Raw genomic sequence first — 15,379 nt, forward strand, 5'->3', positions numbered from 1 at the left:
CGGCACGATGACAGCGGAGCGCGACCTGGGGGGCCGCCGTGCCCAGGCGCCGGTCTGGGCGCTGACCGCGGCCATCCTCGCCGGCGTCGCCGTCCTCCAGGTCATCGAGACCCGCCACCTGCGCGGAGTCGACGCGCCGGTGCACATCCCCTGGTACCTTCTCGCCGGGCTCTTCGTCGTCGCCGAATGGTGGCGGATCTGCCTGTACTTCCGGAGCAGCGCCCACTCCTTCTCGCTGAGCGAGATGCCGCTGGTGCTGGGGCTCTTCCTCGCCGACCCGTCGGACCTGGTGCTCGCCCGGGTGCTCGGCGCGCTCGTCGCCATGGGGCTGCTGCGCCGCCAGCCCCCGCTCAAGCTGCTGTTCAACCTCGGGCTCTTCGCGCTCGAGACCGAGGTGGCCGCGATCGCGGTCGGCCACCTGGTCCACCGCGGAGGTGCGCTCGGCCCGGGTGCGGGGGCGGCGGTGCTGCTCGTGGTGGCCGCCGTCTCACTGCTCGGGGTCGGCCTGATCATGCTCGCCGTCACCCTGTCGGAGGGACGGCCGCCGCGGCGGACGATGCTCCAGGGGCTGCTCTTCCAGCTCCTCGCCGGGGTGACCAACGCCAGCCTGGCGCTGCTCGCCGTCTTCGTGCTCTGGCGCGACGGCCACGAGCTCTGGCTGCTGCTGGCGCCGGTCGGCACCCTGGTCGCCGGCTACGCCGCGTACGGCGCCGAGCGGCAGCGACACGAGCGGATGCAGCATCTCTACGAGTCGAGCGAGCTGCTCCAGCGCACCCCCACCGACGGCGCGGCAACCTCCGCGCTGCTCGCCCAGCTGTGCCGGGTCTTCCAGGCCGAGGTCGCCGAGGTGACCCTGCTCCCGCCCCCGGGTGGCGGCGCCGCCCTCCGCTCGATGCTGCGGCGCGACGCCTTCGTCGAGAGCGACCGGCGTGTCGACATCGGCCTGCTCGACGAGCTGGTGCACTTCGCGGTCGAGGAGCAGCGCGGGGTCCGGCTCGGTGGCCGGGAGGGAACGCTCCTGCCCGCGGTGCTGAGCAGCCGCCACCTCAAGGACGCGATGTTCATCGCCCTGCGCAGCGAGAGCCGGATCATCGGCACCATGCTGGTGGGCAACCGGCTCGGCGACCTCAACACCTTCAACGCCGAGGACCTCACCCTCTTCGAGACCCTCGCGGTGCAGGCCAGCGTCGCCTTCGAGAACGGCAGGCTCGAGGACCGGCTCAAGCACCAGGCGTTCCACGATCCCCTCACCAACCTTCCCAACCGGGCGCTGTTCAGCGACCGCCTGGCCCACGCCCTGACCCGGCGGAGGGCGGTGGGCGGCCCTGGCGTCGCCGTCCTCTTCGTCGACCTCGACGACTTCAAGCTGGTCAACGACGAGCTCGGCCACTCCGCCGGCGACCAGCTGCTGCGCGCCGCCGGCGACCGCCTGGTGGCGGTGCTGCGTCCCTTCGACACCACCGCCCGGCTCGGCGGCGACGAGTTCGCGGTGCTGGTCGAGGACGTCGCCGGCCCCGCCGAGGCCGCCCGCGTCGCCGAGCGGATCGTCGAGACCCTGCGCGAGCCCTTCGTCCTCCAGGGTCGCGAGCTGGCGATGCACGCGAGCATCGGCGTGGCCCTCGCCGGTGAGGAGGAGGTGGACGGCGAGGAGCTGCTGCGCCGCGCCGACCTCGCCATGTACCGGGTCAAGCAGCGAGGCAAGGGGGCGTTCGAGGTCTACCAGGCGAGCATGCAGGAGGTGTTGGTGCGGCGCCTCGAGCTGCGCACCGACCTGGAGCGCGCCGTCCAGCGTGGCGAGCTGTTCCTCCAGTACCAGCCCATCGTCCGCCTCGATGACGCCCGCATGGTGGGCGTCGAGGCGCTGGTGCGCTGGCAGCACCCGCTGCGCGGCGCCATGCCGCCCAACGACTTCATCCCTCTCGCGGAGGAGACGGGGCTGATCGTGGGGCTGGGGATCCACGTCCTCGAGATCGCCTGCCGCCAGGCCCGCGCCTGGCATGTGGACCACCCCGAGCACGGCGACCTGGGGATGAGCGTGAACCTGTCTCCCCGCCAGCTGCAGGACGAGGGATTCGTCCGCCAGGTGGCCCGGGTGCTCGCCGAGACCGGGCTCGACCCCCGGCTCCTCACCCTGGAGATCACCGAGAGCGTGATGGTGGACGGCGGGGCGCCCAGCGGCCGGCTGAACGAGCTGAAGGCCCTCGGCGTCCGGCTCTCCATCGACGACTTCGGCACCGGGTACTCCTCTCTCAGCGCGCTCCAGCATCTCCCCGTCGACAGCCTGAAGATCGCCAAGCCGTTCGTCGACGGCATCGCCGAGGACCCGCAGAAGCGCGCCTTCGCCCAGGCGATCGTGCGCCTCGGCAGGACCCTGAAACTCGACCTGATCGCCGAGGGAGTCGAGCGGCGCGAGCAGCGCGACCACCTGCTCGACCTCGGCTGCCACATGGCCCAGGGCTACTACTTCGCCCGTCCCATGGACGTCGCGGCGATGGAGGAGCTGCTCCGCGCCGGCGCCCGCCGGGAGTGCGCCGCCGCCGCCCGCTGAGTCGGCCTGGTCACGGTGGCGGCGGCAACACGCTTGTCTGGTATGTTGCGGTCGCCATGGGCCTCTTCGACCTCCTCCGCCGCCTGCGCGACACCGCGTCCGAGGACGAGCCCGCCAACGGCGCCCGGCCGGTCCCCGACCCCGGGATGGTGCCCACCGCCCGCGGCACCTGGGAGCAGGCGGCCCTCACCAACGTGGACATCACCGAGGTGGTCAAGCGGCAGCTGGGGACGGTCACCCCTCCCTGGAAGAAGTAGCCGGCCCTTCCCGGCCCAGGCTCCGATGGGCCCCCATCGCATAGGGTGTTTGCCCCAGGAAGGAACCCCCTCCTCTGGGGTGTAGTGCCTAGATCGCTCGTTTGACGCCCCCTTCCGGTGGGTGCCAAAATGCGGGTGCTCTGCCCCGCCCTCCCCCAGGGGGCGGAAGGGCGATGCTCCCCATCGACCACATCGGGGGTCGCGCCGGTGATCCTGGCGGCCGATCAGTTCGGCACCACGTACGACAGCTCTCCACTCCACCCTGCGGGTCCGGTGGAGGAGCACATCCAGAGTGTCTACACGCCCATCTTCTGGGCGTCGGTGGTGCTCTTCGTCGTGGTGTCGGCGTTCATCATCTACAGCGCCCTCCGGTTCCGCCGCAAGAGCGACGACGAGGAGCCGGTGCAGGTCCACGGCAACAACCGGCTGGAGTTCGCCTGGACCATCGTCCCCTTCCTGATCCTCTTCAGCCTGTTCATCGTGACCGCGGTCAACATGAACTTCATCACCCAGGCCCCGCAGGGCGCCCTGAAGGTGTGCGTGCTCGGCCAGCGCTTCTCCTGGTCGTACTACTACAACACCGACTGCGGCACCGCCGTGCAGGTGCCCGGCGGCGAGAACCACGACACCAAGCTGAGCTACACCAGGATCATGGGCAAGCGCGCGGTGAGCGTGCTCAAGGTGCCGGCGGGCCGGCCGGTGGCGCTGGAGGTGGTCTCCGCCGACGTCAACCACTCCTTCTACCTCCCCACCCTCGGCGGCCAGATCAACGCCATCCCGAACCAGCTGAACCACATGTGGTTCCAGGCGGACAGGGCGGGCAAGTACTACGGCCAGTGCACCGAGCTCTGCGGCGACAACCACTACGCCATGGAGATCGTGGTGGAGGCCGTTCCCGGTGACCAGTTCAAGGCGTTCATCGACAGGGTTGACAGCAACAGCGCCAGGACCGGGTCCGGCGCAGGAGGTCAGTGATGGCGGTGATGGATGCCCCGCTGCCGCGGGCCCGGGCCACGTCCCCCTGGGACAAGAACAAGGGTCTGATCTCGTGGCTGACCACCGTCGACCACAAGAAGCTCGGCATCCTCTACCTGTACACCACCTTCTTCTTCTTCCTGGTCGGCGGGATCATGGCCCTGCTGGTGCGCATCCAGCTGGCCGAGCCGCAGAACAAGTTCCTGACCCCGGCGCAGTACAACCAGATCTTCACGATGCACGGCACCACGATGATCTTCCTCTGGATCATCCCCGTCTTCGCCGGCTTCGGGAACTACGTCGTGCCGCTGATGATCGGCGCCCGGGACATGGCCTTCCCACGCATCAACGCCCTGTCCTACTGGCTGATCCCGCTCGGCGGCCTGACCATGTACGCGGGGTTCCTCTTCGGCGGCACCGGTGACGCCGGCTGGACCGGCTACGTGCCCCTCACCGAGCGGCAGTACAGCCCCTCGGTCGGCCAGGACCTCTGGATCCTCGGACTGCACACCCTCGGCCTCTCGTCGATGCTCGGCGGCATCAACTTCCTGGTCACCCTCCACAACATGCGCGCCAAGGGCCTGACCTTCTTCCGGCTGCCGCTGTTCTGCTGGGCGCAGGAGGTGACCCAGGCGCTGGTGGTGCTGGCCTCGCCCTTCCTCGCCGGCGCGCTGCTGATGGTGCTCCTCGACCGCCAGGCCGGCGCCAGCTTCTTCGCGGTGAACCACGGCGGCAGCGCCCTGCTCTACCAGCTGATGTTCTGGTTCTACTCACATCCGGCGGTCTACATCATGGTCCTGCCGGCGTTCGGGATCATCAGCGAGATCATCCCGGTCTTCTCTCGAAAGCCGATCTTCGGGTACCGAGCGATGGCGTACTCGATGTCGGCGATCGCCGTGCTCGGCTTCGTGGTCTTCGTCCACCACATGTTCGTCACCGGCCTGCCGATCGCGGTGCAGACCTTCTTCTCGGCGACCTCGATGATCATCGGGGTGCCCACCGGGGTGAAGATCTTCAACTGGGCGGCGACCCTGTGGGGAGGCAGCATCCGCTACGACACGCCGATGCTCTACGCCGTCGGCTTCCTCCTCCTCTTCCTGGTGGGCGGCGTCGACGGCGTCTACCTGGGCAGCCTGGCGGTCGACTACTCCCTGCACGGCACCTACTGGGTGGTCGGCCACATCCACTACGTGCTCTTCGGCGGCAGCGTCTTCGGGGTCTTCGCCGGCGTCTACTACTGGTTCCCGAAGATGACCGGCCGCTTCCTCAACGAGTTCCTCGGCAAGCTCCAGTTCTGGGTCATGTTCATCGGCATGAACCTCGCCTTCATGCCCATGCACGTTCTCGGCCTGCTGGGGATGCCGCGCCGGATCAGCACCTACGACGATCACAAGGGCTGGGGCGACTGGAACTCGGTCTCCACCATGGGCGCCTTCCTGATCGCCGCCTCGGTGGCCATCTTCCTCATCAACTTCTTCATCAGCATGCGCGCCCCCAAGAACGCCCCCGCGGATCCCTGGGAGGGCGACACCCTGGAGTGGGCGACCACGTCTCCGCCCCCGGTCTACAACTTCGAGGTGATCCCCGAGGTGCGCAGCGCCCGCCCGGTGCGGGACATGCGCCGGGCCGCGAGGAAGGTCACCGCATGACCTCGGTCCCGCTCGGAGCGGGAAGCGCCACGGGCGCCACCACGGTGGATGGGGGGGGCTCGGAGCGGGTGCTTCGCGCGCCCTCCCGCGCGCTCCGCCGGCTCGCCGTCGCCGCCTCCGCGGCCACCTACCTGCTGATCGTGGCCGGCGGCGTGGTGCGGGTGAGCGGGAGCGGTCTCGGCTGCGGCATCAGGGGCCAGGACTGGCCGCTGTGCCACGGCCGGCTGGTGCCGCCCGCCGACCTGGCGACGGTGATCGAGTTCTCCCACCGGATGCTCGCCACCCTCTCCACCGTCCTGGTGGTGTCCCTGGCGGTGGTGGCCTGGACCCGCTACCGGCACCTCCGGCGGGTCACCCTCCCGGTCACCGCGGTGGTGGTGCTGCTCGTCGTCCAGATCCTGCTCGGCGCCGTCACCGTCGAGCTGCGCCTGCCCGGCGAGGTCGTGCTCGTCCACCTCGCCAACGCCCTGCTGCTGCTCGGCGTTCTCCTCTACGCGGCGGTGCAGACCTACGCCGACACCTCGGGCGCCCCGCGGGCGGCCGCCGACCCGGCCCGGGCGGCGGCGGTGCGCCGGCTCACCTGGGCCGCCGCCGCCACCTACGTGCTCGTTCTCAGCGGTGCCCTGGTGGTCGCCAACGGGGCGGGCTGGGCCTGCGCCGGCTGGCCACTCTGCGGCAACGGGTTCCAGCTCGAGGGCGGCACCTACGCGACCTACAACCTGCTCCACCGCGGCGTCGCCGGGGTGGTCGCGGTGGTGCTGCTGCTCGCCGTCCACGGCGTCGTGCGCACCCACCGCGGGGTCCGCCCGGTGCGGCTCGCCTCGCTCCTGGTGATGCTGCTGCTCCTCGCCCAGGTCGCCGCCGGCGCGGTGCTGGTCGAGATGCGGCTGCGCTCCGCCACCCGCGGGGTCCACCTCGCCCTGGCGTCGGCGCTGTGGGCGGCGACCGCGGTGCTGGCGATCATGGTCCGTCCGGGCACGCTGCGCTCCGACGCCTCCGCGACCGCGCCGGCGCAGGCCTCCGCATCGGTTCACGCCGAGGTGGCGCGATGACCGTCGCCGTCGGCCTGGAGACCGCCGCCGCCGAGCCGCGCGCGCTCCGGGCGGTCGCCCGCGACTACGTCTCGCTCACCAAGCCGCGGATCATCGTCCTGCTCGAGGTGACCGCCCTCGCCGCGATGGTGATGGCGGCGCGCGGCTGGCCGGGCACCTGGCTGGTGCTGGCCACCCTGGCCGGCGGGGCGCTCGCCGCCGCGGGCGCGAACACCATCAACATGTGGTTCGACCGCGACATCGACCGGACCATGCAGCGCACCTGCGGCCGCCCCATCGCCAGCGGGAGGATCGGCCCCACCGCGGCGCTCGCCTTCGGGATCGGGCTCGGCGCCGCCGGCTTCCTGGTGCTCGCCCTCTTCGCCAACCTCCTCGCCGCGGTGCTCGCCACCAGCGCTCTGCTCTTCTACGTGCTCGTCTACACGATGTACCTCAAGCGCAGCTCGATCCAGAACATCGTCATCGGCGGCGCCGCCGGGGCGGTGCCCCCGCTGGTGGGCTGGGCGGCGGTCACCGGACGGCTCGACGTCGCCGCGCTCTTCCTCTTCGCGGTGATCTTCTACTGGACCCCGCCCCACTTCTGGGCGCTGTCGCTGCTGATGCAGGGCGACTACACCCTCGCCCGGGTGCCGATGCTCCCGGTGGTGGTGGGCTCACGCCGCACCCGGGTCCACATCGTGCTCTGGACCCTCATCCTGCTCATCGTCACCGTCCTGCCCTTCCTGGCCCACTCCTTCGGCTGGGTGTACATGGCCGGGGCGGCGGTGCTCGACGGCCTGTTCCTCGCCGACGCCCTGCGCCTGCTCGGTGATCCCAGCGCGCGTTCGGCCTCGCGCCTCTTCCACTTCTCGCTCCTCTACCTGGCGCTGCTCTTCGCGGTGATGGCGATCGACCGCGTCGTCATCCCCGGCTGACTCACGGAGGCTCCGACGCATGGACAAGAACCTGGCCCGGCGCAACATGCGGATGGGCATCGCGCTCTTCGTCATCCTCCTGGCGATGTTCGGCGTCACCTTCGTGTGGGCGCAGATCTACCTCAACGCGGTCGGCTAGGGGGATCGGTGATGGCGGACACCTCGCATGACCAGCACGGCCACGGCGGCCACGACGAGATCCACCTGCCCCCCAACAGCTGGGTGCCGCTCTCGACCGCGGCCTCGCTCACCACGTTCTTCATCGGCATCATCGTCGGCGTCTGGCTGGCGATCATCGGTCTGGTCTGTCTGATCCTCAGCCTGCTCGCCTGGGTGCGCGCCGCCCGCAACGAATTCCAGGAACTGCCCGACTGAGGGTCCCGGGCGGTACGCGCCCGCTACCCTGAGGCGATCGTGAAGGCATCTCTGGGGCTCGGCGACTGGACCTTCGAGCCCACCGTCACCCTGGGCCTGGCCGCGCTGGTCGCCGCCTACGTGATCGCGGTGCGACGCGGCCGGCTGCGGCGGGACGACGACGTCACCCCATGGCTCGCCTCCGCGCGCTGGCGGCCCTGGCTGTTCGGGCTCGGGATGCTGACCGCGTTCCTGGCGCTGGAGTCACCGGTCGACACCGGTGGCGACAACTACCTGCTCTCCCTGCACATGGTCCAGCACCTGGTGCTGATGATGGTGTCGCCGCCGCTCGTGCTCCTCGGCCTCTGCGGCATGCGCTCCCCCGACCCCGCCCGGTCGCCGGGGCCGCGGCGCCTCTGGACGGCGATCACCCGGCCGCTGCCGGCCACCGTGCTCTTCAACGCGGTGCTGCTGGTCTGGCACATCCCCACCCTCTACGACGCCACCCTGCGCAACGAGACCCTGCACATCGTCGAGCACGTCACCTTCATCGCCGTCGGCGTGGTGCTCTGGTGGGCGGTGGTCGACCCGATCCGGGGAGAGGGCACCACCCCGGTGAGCTCCTTCCAGAAGATCGCCGCCCTCGCGGTGGCCGGGGTGCCACCCACCGTGCTCGGGCTCATCTTCGCGGTGGCGCGGAGCCCCTTCTACGAGTTCTACGCCCGGGCGCCGCGGCTCTGGGGCCTGAGCCCGGTCACCGATCAGCAGATTGCCGGAGTGGTGATGTTCGGGCTTGGCAACCTCGTCTATTTCGCGGCGATCTCGGTGATCTTCTGGCGAATCCTCGGCAATCCCGCGGACGACGACATCGAAGCGATCGCTCCGCCTTTCATGGGGTGAATACCCTAAAATCCCAGGCTGATCGGGCGAAGGCACGGATTCCGCGCCGCTCCGTTCCCCGAGTGGCACAGCGACGCACATCCCGGTGAGGAGGGCATGTCGATGACCAGACTCCGGAGCATCCTGCTCGGGACCGGCGCCTCCCTGGTGCTGGTGCTCAGCGCCTGCGGGAACGGTCCTCCGCCCGACGCGGGCACCGGCGGGACCACCGGTGGCACCGGCGGCGCCGGGGGCGGCGCCGCCATCGAGGTCGCGACCGGCGGCACCGCGGTGGCGACCGTCAAGGAGACCGACGACCTCAAGTTCGATCCCGCCACGGCCACCGTCAAGGCCGGCGACATCGTCGCCTTCACCAACGCGGGGACCACCCCGCACAACGTCACGTTCAGCGATGGCGGGGTGGCGTCGCCGACGATGAACGGCGGTGACCAGTTCCTGGTGAAGTTCTCCAAGGCGGGCACCTACAAGTACGTCTGCACCTTCCACGCGCCGGGCATGGCGGGAACGATCACCGTCGGCTGACGAGGGCGGGTCAGCGCCCGGAGATCGGGTCAGCGCTCGGAGACGAGGTGCACGTCGCCGGCGAGCAGCCGGATGGTGCCGGACCCGGTCTGGAGGAGCAGCGCGCCGTCGACGTCGACGTCGACCGCCCTGCCCTCCACCCGGCCCGCGGGGGTCTCGGCGACCACCGGTCCGCCGAGGCCCACGGCTCGGGCCCGCCAGCCGTCGAGGAGCGCGGCGATCCCTCCGCTCTCGAGCGCGCGGACCCGCGCCGCGAGCGCGGGGAGCAGCAGGGTGAGCAGCTCCTCGGCGGTGGGCGGCGGATCCGGGGCGAGCAGGAGGTGCAGGCTGGTGCCCGTGGCCCCCTCGGGGAACTCCTCGACCCGCAGGTTGACGCCGACGCCCAGCACCACCGCGGTCCCGTCGCCGGGGGCGGCGGGCTCGACCTCGGCGAGGATGCCGGCGAGCTTCGCACCCCCCACCATCACGTCGTTCGGCCACTTCAGCCCCACCTCGACGCCGAGCGCGGCGATGGCGTCGGCGACGGCGAGGCCGGCGGCGATCGGCACCCCCTCGGCGGCGGCGCGGGGGCGCAGCAGGATCGACGCGAGCAGCGCGGTCCCCGGCGGCGCCACCCACCGGCGGCCCTGACGCCCCCGCCCGGAGGTCTGCTCGCCGGCGACGCAGAGGTGGCCGGCGGCGGCCCCGGCGCGGGCCGCGGCGCGCACCAGGTCCTGGGTGCTCGGCGTTCTCGAAACTGAGCGAAACGAGAAGCCGGGGAAGGCCGTTGAACCTGCTACGAGCAGCGGCCCGGTCGCTTCTCTCACTGTCGTATGTCCATTGGCAAGCCTCCGCAACGTCGTGACCCAGACCCGTCCTACCGTTCGGACCGTGAGATCAACGCAGTTGACGCGAAAGTGGGACGGGGCTACCATCCCGGGTGGCACTGGGCACTACACCCCACAGACAGGAGTATTGCCCCCGTTTGGGAGCCTAGGGGTCGGATGATCGATAGAACCGTCTTGCAGATCGAACGTCTCAACGAGCACCACGAGCGTGAGCGCGAGCATCGCTACGCGCGTCGCAATCGCATCCGATACATCGACGAGCTTCTCAACGAGTTTGAGCTCCTCAATCTCGCCGACGAACCCGACGTTCCTCGTGAGTTGACCGGGAAGGCGTACCGCCTGGTGGCGGAGGAGGAGCATCCGATCGTCCGCAGGCCTCTCCGAGAGGTCCCGATCGCGGACTGGATGGATGCGCTGTACGACCTCCAGGACACGCTCATGCTGACCGTCGAGGACGACATCGACTAGCTGGCCGCGTCAGCCGGGGAGGCCGCCGACCCCGGCGGGCTCCAATGGGTCGACACCCCCGGCGAGGTAGGTCGCGCATCGGGTCCGTGCCATGCTGACGGCACGTTCGGCGATGTCTCCACCCACGAACCGGCAGCCGTTCCGGAGCGCGGCGATCGCCGCCGAGCCGCTGCCGACGAACGGGTCGCAGACCAGGAAGCCGGGCTCGGTGCTGCCCGCCAGCATCCGCTCGAAGAGCGCCACCGGTTTCTGGGTCGGATACGGCGCTCGGGTCAGCCGCTTGATCGCCCACACGTCGGGCAGGTCGCGGCGTGAGAGCCGGCGCCGTCCCTTGGTGGCGAAGAGCACGTGCTCGTGGCGCCGCCGGAAGTAGTGGCCCATGCCCAGGTTGACCTTGTCCCAGACCAGCACGTTCTTGACGTCGAACACCTCGCGGACCACCGCGCCCAGGCTGAGCAGCGAGAAGCTGTCGAACATGATGTAGATGTGCCGCCCGTCACGGAGCACGCGGTGGCACTCGGTGAGGAAGGCCCGGTAGCTGTCGGGGTCGTCGTGGAACTCGGTGAACCAGCGGCCGTCGCCGTGGTGGTCGCGGTAGTGCCCCACGATCCGGCCGTGACCGAACTGCATGTGCTGGTTCATGCCGGAATAGGCAGGATCGGTGACGATGAGGTCGACCGACTCGTCGGCGAGGCCGCGCAGGAAGCGGATGCAGTCGTCCTGGCGGATGTCGTACGGCGCCGGCGCCACCGCGTCCTGCGTCAGCGGTCGCATCGCCACCTCACCTCCGCCACCCGAACGCTCGTTCGCAACTCTATCAGCGGGCGGTGGGGGAGGGGTGGTACGCCTGGAGGGACTTGAACCCCCGCTCCCGGCTCCGGAGGCCGGTGCTCTATCCAGCTGAGCTACAGGCGCACGGCGTGGAAGGCGAGTATACCCGCGGGACTGCTCAGCCCCACTCGAAGGGGCGCCCGTCCCAGGGGTCGAGGATGGGATGGACGGGGGTCGCGGCGAGCTCGGCGAGACGGCAGAGGAAGGCCTCGACCTCCTCGGCGTCGAGCAGCCGCAGCAGCTGGCGGCGCAGCCGGGTGCGGCGCCGGGCGTCGGCGTGGAGCTCGCGGACGGCCACCGCGGCCTCCTCGGGGAGCGGGCTGCCGCCGAGCTGGAGGAGGACCGTCCGCTGCCGCGGGTAGGGAAGGAAGCTCAACCCGTTGTCGATCCCCCACAGGCGCAGGTCGCGGCCGACCAGCAGGTGTGCGCCCTTGCGGTCGGCGTTGTTGATCAGGGCGTCGAGGGTGGCGAGCAGCGGCAGCTGTCGCTCCAGGGTCGCGCGCTCCTCGGGCGTGGGGCGGCGCTCGGCGACGTCGACGAAGAGCTGCACCGAGCCGGGGCCGGCGGGCCCATCGCGGAGCACCGTGGGCGGGATCAGCCCGAACCCGAGGGCGGCGTCGACCCGGTAGCTGGCCACCTCCCGGAGGTGGAGGGTGCCGTGGGGGAAGTCCCAGAGCGGCCGCTCGCCGCGGGCCGGCTTGTACACGCCCCGCAGCGGCAGCTCGGGGTCGGTGGGGTCGGGGGCCTCGAGCTCCAGCAGGAAGACGGCGTTGGAGGCGTAGACGATGCGCCCCACGCCGCGGAGCGGCGCGGTGGCGAGCAGCCGCAGCGCCGTCGCGTCGACGTCCGCGCCACCCTCCTCGGGAGCGCGGGCGGCGACGGTGCGGAAGCGGTGGTCGGGCTGGCGGCGCCCGGTGGCGTCGTCGGGGAGGAGCGCGCCGCGCACCAGGCGCGAGGACCAGGCGTCGGGGTCGAGGTGGGGACGCCGGCCGGCGGGCAGCGGAGCCTCCGGCTCGGGGTCACCCGCGCCCGCCCGGTCACGGCGTCCGCCGTCGCTCACGCCCCGGCGCGTGCCCCGTCAGCCGGAGCGGCGGACGATGACCGCGGCGGTGACCGCGGCGAGCAGCGCCGGCACGCCGAAGACGAGGAGGACCACCACCACGCTCCGCAGCGAGCCGCCACCGATCCCGATCCAGGTCACCAGGGCGGCGACGAAGACCACCAGGGCGGTGATCGCCGCATTGCGCACCCGGGCGGGGTGACCGGTCACCCCGGCCGCGGCCGCGGAGCGGCGCGGTGCCGGCCGGTCGACCGTCGAGGGTCGGGGGGCGCCGCCGCTGTCGTCCTCGGGCAGGTCGGAGCGGTCGAGGGCGGCCCACCACGGGGGCGCGCCACGGTTGCGGCGCTGCTCTGGCCGGTGGCCGGGGGCTGAACGGAGCTCGTCAGACATCCTGTAGCGCGTGTCGACCTGCGGGTTCGTGGGCGGACACCGCCCGTCGACGACATCAGGAGGGCTGGCGGCTCCGGTGATCATACGCCTCCGCGTGGGCCCGGCCCAGGGGGCCAGATCGAGAGGCGACGGATGGCGGCCGCGGGGCTGCGACAATCGCGGCGTGGCGGAGGCGCGGGAGCGAGACCTCGAGGAGCTGGTTGCCGCCCACCGCGCCTGCACCCGCTGCGCGGACGGCGGCCTGATCGCCGTCGCCCGGCCGGTCTTCAGCGGCCGCCCCGGCCAGCGCATCCTGCTGGTGGGCCAGGCGCCCGGGCCGGTCGAGCACGACGTCAGCCGGCCCTTCGCCGGCCGCGCCGGCCGCGAGCTGGTCCGCTGGATGATCCGCGCCGGCTTCCGGGACGAGGACGACTTCCGCCACCGGGTGTGGATCACCTCGACCACCACCTGCTTCCCCGGCCGCCGCCCCGACGGCGCCGGCGACCGCCGCCCCGGACCGGCGGAGGTGGCGCTCTGCGCCGGCTGGCTGGACGGGGTGCTCCGGCTGCTCGCGCCGCGGCTGGTCATCCCGGTCGGCAGCCTGGCCCTCTCCCGGCTGCTCGGCGGGATGCGCCTCGACGACGCCGTCGGCCACGCCGTCGACGCCGCCGGAGCCCGGGTGGAGGAGACGTCGCCCGCGGTCGACCGGCTCCTGCTGCCGCTGCCCCATCCTTCGGGCCAGAGCCGCTGGCTCAACGACCCCGAGCGGCGGCTCCGCCTCGAGGCGGCGCTGGCGCGGCTGGGCGGCCTGCTGGACTGGGCCGGGAATGGCGACCCGGAGCGGTGACGCCATGTGGCGATGCTAAGATCCCGCGGTTGCCGAATTCCGTCGACTGAGAGCCCGTGCCTGACATCACCGAGCCCGAGCCGCCCGTCACCGGGATGGTGAGCGCGACCAAGAACGCCGAGGAGATCCTCGAGCGGATCTTCGCTCCCACCCCCAAGGCCAGCCCCGCCGAGCAGGCGGAACGCACCCTGCGCCGTCCCCGCCAGCTGGTCTATGTGGGGATGAGCAACCGCAACTTCTACTGGCGCGCGCACATCACCAAGTTCGTGCTCGACGAGGGCTTCGTGCCCCTGACGCCGTTCATGCTCTTCGACTACTACCTGCTCCACACGGTGCCGAAGGACGTGGTCCGCGAGGCCCTGAACAACCTGATCGTGCGCTGCGACCAGCTCTGGGTCTTCGGCAACCTCTCGCTCGGCGTGAAGGTGCAGATCGGCATCGCCAAGCGGCTCGGCAAGCCGGTGCGCTACTACGACATCACCGATCTCCCCTACCGGGTGGTGAGCGTGCCCGAGTCGATGGTCAGCGAGGAGCGGCGCGACTAGGCACCCCGGGGGACGCGGGTCGACCTCCGCCGGCCGTACATCCCCCCCGACCAGCCGGGCTTCTGCGACCCAGATGTCGCATCGAATGTCACCAGCGGACCGCCTCGAGGGATTAGGCTGGTCCCCTGGCCGGCAGTCGAGCGAGAGGAGAGCCCGGTGATCCAGTCCCCAGACCGGTCCGCCTGGACGAATCGCCGCCCGGACGTCGCCGGGCTGCTCCGGGACCGGACGCTGCGCCTGCTGTGGATCGTCTACTGCGGGGCGGGCGCCGCCGACCTGCTCACCACGGGGCGAGCGCTCTCGATCGGGTTGCGCGAGCGCAACCCCATGGGCTCCTGGCTCTACCTCCACGCGGGCATGGCCAGCCTCTGGACGGTCAAGGCCGTGGTGCTCGGCGCCATCCTCGTCGGGCTCTCCCTTCTCCCGCGCAGGGTGGCGGCGGGGGTGACCGCGGCCCTCGCGCTCGTCGCCTGGTTCACCGTGGTCGCCAACCTGGCCGCCCTCGCCGCCGGCTGACCCGCTGAGCGGAGCCTCCGTCGCCTGGCTCGCCATCCTCGGCGCCCTCGCCGGCGCGGCGGTCGGGTCCTACTCCGGGGTGATCGCCGGTCGGGGGTGGCGCGGCTCGCTCGCCGGCCGTTCGGGGTGCGACGGGTGCGGGCGCGAGCTGCGCGGCTGGGAGCTGGTGCCGGTGGTGAGCTACCTCGCACTGCATGGCCGGTGCGGGCGCTGCGGGGCGCGGATCCCGGTCTCGCTGCTGGTGCGTGAGCTGATCGGTACAGTCGTGGGGGTGGTGGTTGTCCTGCTCGTGACGCGACGGTGACCCAGGGCCTTGCTTCGAGGTGTACACCTACCCTATGGTCCATCTGCGCATGCCCAACGATTCCGTAAGCATCGGTCCGCTCCTCGACGCCCTGTTCGATCAGGGCGCCACCGACCTCCTGCTGAGCGTCGGCGCTCCGCCGAGCCTGCGCATCGACGGCCGGCTCACCCCGGCGACGTCGCGGCCGCTCACCGCACTGCAGACCGAGGAGCTCGTCCAGCAGCTGGTCGCCGACGGAGCGCGGCACACCCTCGAGGAGCAGGGCGCCGTCGACTTCTCCTTCCAGTGGACCGAGCGTGGCCGCGTCCGCGGAAACGCCTTCAGGCAGCGCTCGACCTACGCGATCGCGCTGCGGGCGATCCCCAACGCGATCCCCTCCTTCGGCGACCTCCGGCTGCCGGCGGTCGTGGAGCGGCTGGTGGAGCTGCCCCGCGGTCTGAT

At 71.4% G+C, this 15,379-nt stretch carries 19 protein-coding genes and 1 tRNA gene; 15 read left to right on the forward strand and 5 right to left on the reverse strand.

The window, feature by feature from the left end:
• Positions 1-7: 7 nt before the first annotated feature.
• The 9 genes from VGL20_05240 (at position 8) to VGL20_05280 (ending at position 9,171) form a co-directional block, all read left to right on the forward strand.
• Complete coding sequence (locus VGL20_05240) at positions 8-2,548, forward strand: EAL domain-containing protein (GenBank protein ID HEY2703077.1); 2,541 nt, start codon at positions 8-10, stop codon at positions 2,546-2,548.
• A gap of 56 nt (positions 2,549-2,604) precedes the next feature.
• Positions 2,605-2,805: a hypothetical protein gene (locus tag VGL20_05245; GenBank protein ID HEY2703078.1), complete on the forward strand. Its 201-nt coding sequence runs from the start codon at positions 2,605-2,607 to the stop codon at positions 2,803-2,805.
• 207 nt (positions 2,806-3,012) lie between these two features.
• Positions 3,013-3,780 carry a cytochrome c oxidase subunit II gene (gene coxB / locus VGL20_05250; protein HEY2703079.1) on the forward strand — a complete coding sequence of 256 codons (768 nt, stop codon included), beginning with the start codon at positions 3,013-3,015 and terminating at the stop codon, positions 3,778-3,780.
• Positions 3,780-5,429 (forward strand): cytochrome c oxidase subunit I, encoded by a 1,650-nt coding sequence (ctaD, locus tag VGL20_05255; protein HEY2703080.1) that lies wholly within the window; start codon positions 3,780-3,782, stop codon positions 5,427-5,429. Before coxB ends, ctaD begins: the two co-directional genes overlap by 1 nt.
• Complete coding sequence (locus tag VGL20_05260) at positions 5,426-6,481, forward strand: COX15/CtaA family protein (protein HEY2703081.1); 1,056 nt, start codon at positions 5,426-5,428, stop codon at positions 6,479-6,481. Before ctaD ends, VGL20_05260 begins: the two co-directional genes overlap by 4 nt.
• A complete protein-coding gene (locus tag VGL20_05265) occupies positions 6,478-7,395 on the forward strand; it encodes a heme o synthase (GenBank protein ID HEY2703082.1) in 918 nt (305 codons plus the stop codon). Before VGL20_05260 ends, VGL20_05265 begins: the two co-directional genes overlap by 4 nt.
• A 150-nt stretch (positions 7,396-7,545) precedes the next feature.
• On the forward strand, positions 7,546-7,770 hold the full coding sequence (locus tag VGL20_05270) for a cytochrome c oxidase subunit 4 (protein ID HEY2703083.1): 225 nt from the start codon (positions 7,546-7,548) through the stop codon (positions 7,768-7,770).
• Between the two features lie 39 nt (positions 7,771-7,809).
• Positions 7,810-8,649, forward strand: coding sequence for a cytochrome c oxidase assembly protein (locus VGL20_05275; protein ID HEY2703084.1), 840 nt, complete (start codon positions 7,810-7,812; stop codon positions 8,647-8,649).
• Positions 8,650-8,751: 102 nt separating this feature from the next.
• Positions 8,752-9,171: a plastocyanin/azurin family copper-binding protein gene (locus VGL20_05280; protein HEY2703085.1), complete on the forward strand. Its 420-nt coding sequence runs from the start codon at positions 8,752-8,754 to the stop codon at positions 9,169-9,171.
• A gap of 29 nt (positions 9,172-9,200) precedes the next feature.
• Here VGL20_05280 and VGL20_05285 read toward each other — a convergent pair whose 3' ends face one another.
• On the reverse strand, positions 9,201-10,085 hold the full coding sequence (locus VGL20_05285; protein HEY2703086.1) for a biotin--[acetyl-CoA-carboxylase] ligase: 885 nt from the start codon (positions 10,083-10,085) through the stop codon (positions 9,201-9,203).
• A 69-nt stretch (positions 10,086-10,154) separates the two neighbouring features.
• Here VGL20_05285 and VGL20_05290 point away from each other — a divergent pair, with 69 nt between their 5' ends.
• The gene (locus VGL20_05290) at positions 10,155-10,466 is read left to right on the forward strand and encodes a hypothetical protein (protein ID HEY2703087.1); all 312 of its coding nucleotides are present in this window, start codon (positions 10,155-10,157) and stop codon (positions 10,464-10,466) included.
• Between the two features lie 9 nt (positions 10,467-10,475).
• Here VGL20_05290 and VGL20_05295 read toward each other — a convergent pair whose 3' ends face one another.
• From VGL20_05295 to VGL20_05310, 4 genes are all read right to left on the reverse strand, one after another.
• On the reverse strand, positions 10,476-11,240 hold the full coding sequence (locus VGL20_05295) for a site-specific DNA-methyltransferase (GenBank protein ID HEY2703088.1): 765 nt from the start codon (positions 11,238-11,240) through the stop codon (positions 10,476-10,478).
• Positions 11,241-11,305: 65 nt separating this feature from the next.
• A tRNA-Arg gene (locus VGL20_05300) sits at positions 11,306-11,381 on the reverse strand.
• Between the two features lie 34 nt (positions 11,382-11,415).
• A complete protein-coding gene (locus VGL20_05305; protein HEY2703089.1) occupies positions 11,416-12,357 on the reverse strand; it encodes a hypothetical protein in 942 nt (313 codons plus the stop codon).
• Positions 12,358-12,375: 18 nt separating this feature from the next.
• Positions 12,376-12,747, reverse strand: a complete 372-nt coding sequence (locus tag VGL20_05310) for a hypothetical protein (GenBank protein ID HEY2703090.1) — start codon at positions 12,745-12,747, stop codon at positions 12,376-12,378.
• 163 nt (positions 12,748-12,910) lie between these two features.
• On the opposite strand from VGL20_05310, the gene VGL20_05315 reads away from it, so the two are divergent.
• The 5 genes from VGL20_05315 to VGL20_05335 all read left to right on the forward strand — a co-directional run.
• Positions 12,911-13,573: a uracil-DNA glycosylase family protein gene (locus tag VGL20_05315; GenBank protein HEY2703091.1), complete on the forward strand. Its 663-nt coding sequence runs from the start codon at positions 12,911-12,913 to the stop codon at positions 13,571-13,573.
• A gap of 56 nt (positions 13,574-13,629) precedes the next feature.
• Positions 13,630-14,118, forward strand: a complete 489-nt coding sequence (locus VGL20_05320) for a hypothetical protein (protein HEY2703092.1) — start codon at positions 13,630-13,632, stop codon at positions 14,116-14,118.
• Positions 14,119-14,274: 156 nt separating this feature from the next.
• Complete coding sequence (locus VGL20_05325) at positions 14,275-14,634, forward strand: hypothetical protein (GenBank protein ID HEY2703093.1); 360 nt, start codon at positions 14,275-14,277, stop codon at positions 14,632-14,634.
• 34 nt (positions 14,635-14,668) lie between these two features.
• A complete protein-coding gene (locus tag VGL20_05330; protein HEY2703094.1) occupies positions 14,669-14,938 on the forward strand; it encodes a prepilin peptidase in 270 nt (89 codons plus the stop codon).
• Positions 14,939-14,987: 49 nt separating this feature from the next.
• Positions 14,988-15,379, forward strand: a 392-nt coding sequence (locus VGL20_05335) for a type IV pili twitching motility protein PilT (GenBank protein HEY2703095.1), incomplete at its 3' end; no start/stop codon positions are given.

This window comes from Candidatus Dormiibacterota bacterium (assembly GCA_036495095.1).
In the GTDB taxonomy this organism is placed as follows: Bacteria; Chloroflexota; Dormibacteria; order Aeolococcales; family Aeolococcaceae; genus CF-96.

Excerpts from the sequence above, each read along its gene's own strand:
- VGL20_05245 (HEY2703078.1), top strand. The coding sequence starts at position 2,605 with ATGGGCCTCTTCGACCTCCTCCGCCGCCTGCGCGACACCGCGTCCGAG.
- ctaD (HEY2703080.1), top strand. The coding sequence starts at position 3,780 with ATGGCGGTGATGGATGCCCCGCTGCCGCGGGCCCGGGCCACGTCCCCC.
- VGL20_05285 (HEY2703086.1), bottom strand. The coding sequence starts at position 10,085 with ATGGTAGCCCCGTCCCACTTTCGCGTCAACTGCGTTGATCTCACGGTC.
- VGL20_05295 (HEY2703088.1), bottom strand. The coding sequence starts at position 11,240 with ATGCGACCGCTGACGCAGGACGCGGTGGCGCCGGCGCCGTACGACATC.
- VGL20_05280 (HEY2703085.1), top strand. The coding sequence starts at position 8,752 with ATGACCAGACTCCGGAGCATCCTGCTCGGGACCGGCGCCTCCCTGGTG.
- VGL20_05260 (HEY2703081.1), top strand. The coding sequence starts at position 5,426 with ATGACCTCGGTCCCGCTCGGAGCGGGAAGCGCCACGGGCGCCACCACG.
- VGL20_05290 (HEY2703087.1), top strand. The coding sequence starts at position 10,155 with ATGATCGATAGAACCGTCTTGCAGATCGAACGTCTCAACGAGCACCAC.
- VGL20_05270 (HEY2703083.1), top strand. The coding sequence starts at position 7,546 with ATGGCGGACACCTCGCATGACCAGCACGGCCACGGCGGCCACGACGAG.
- VGL20_05240 (HEY2703077.1), top strand. The coding sequence starts at position 8 with ATGACAGCGGAGCGCGACCTGGGGGGCCGCCGTGCCCAGGCGCCGGTC.
- VGL20_05310 (HEY2703090.1), bottom strand. The coding sequence starts at position 12,747 with ATGTCTGACGAGCTCCGTTCAGCCCCCGGCCACCGGCCAGAGCAGCGC.
- VGL20_05265 (HEY2703082.1), top strand. The coding sequence starts at position 6,478 with ATGACCGTCGCCGTCGGCCTGGAGACCGCCGCCGCCGAGCCGCGCGCG.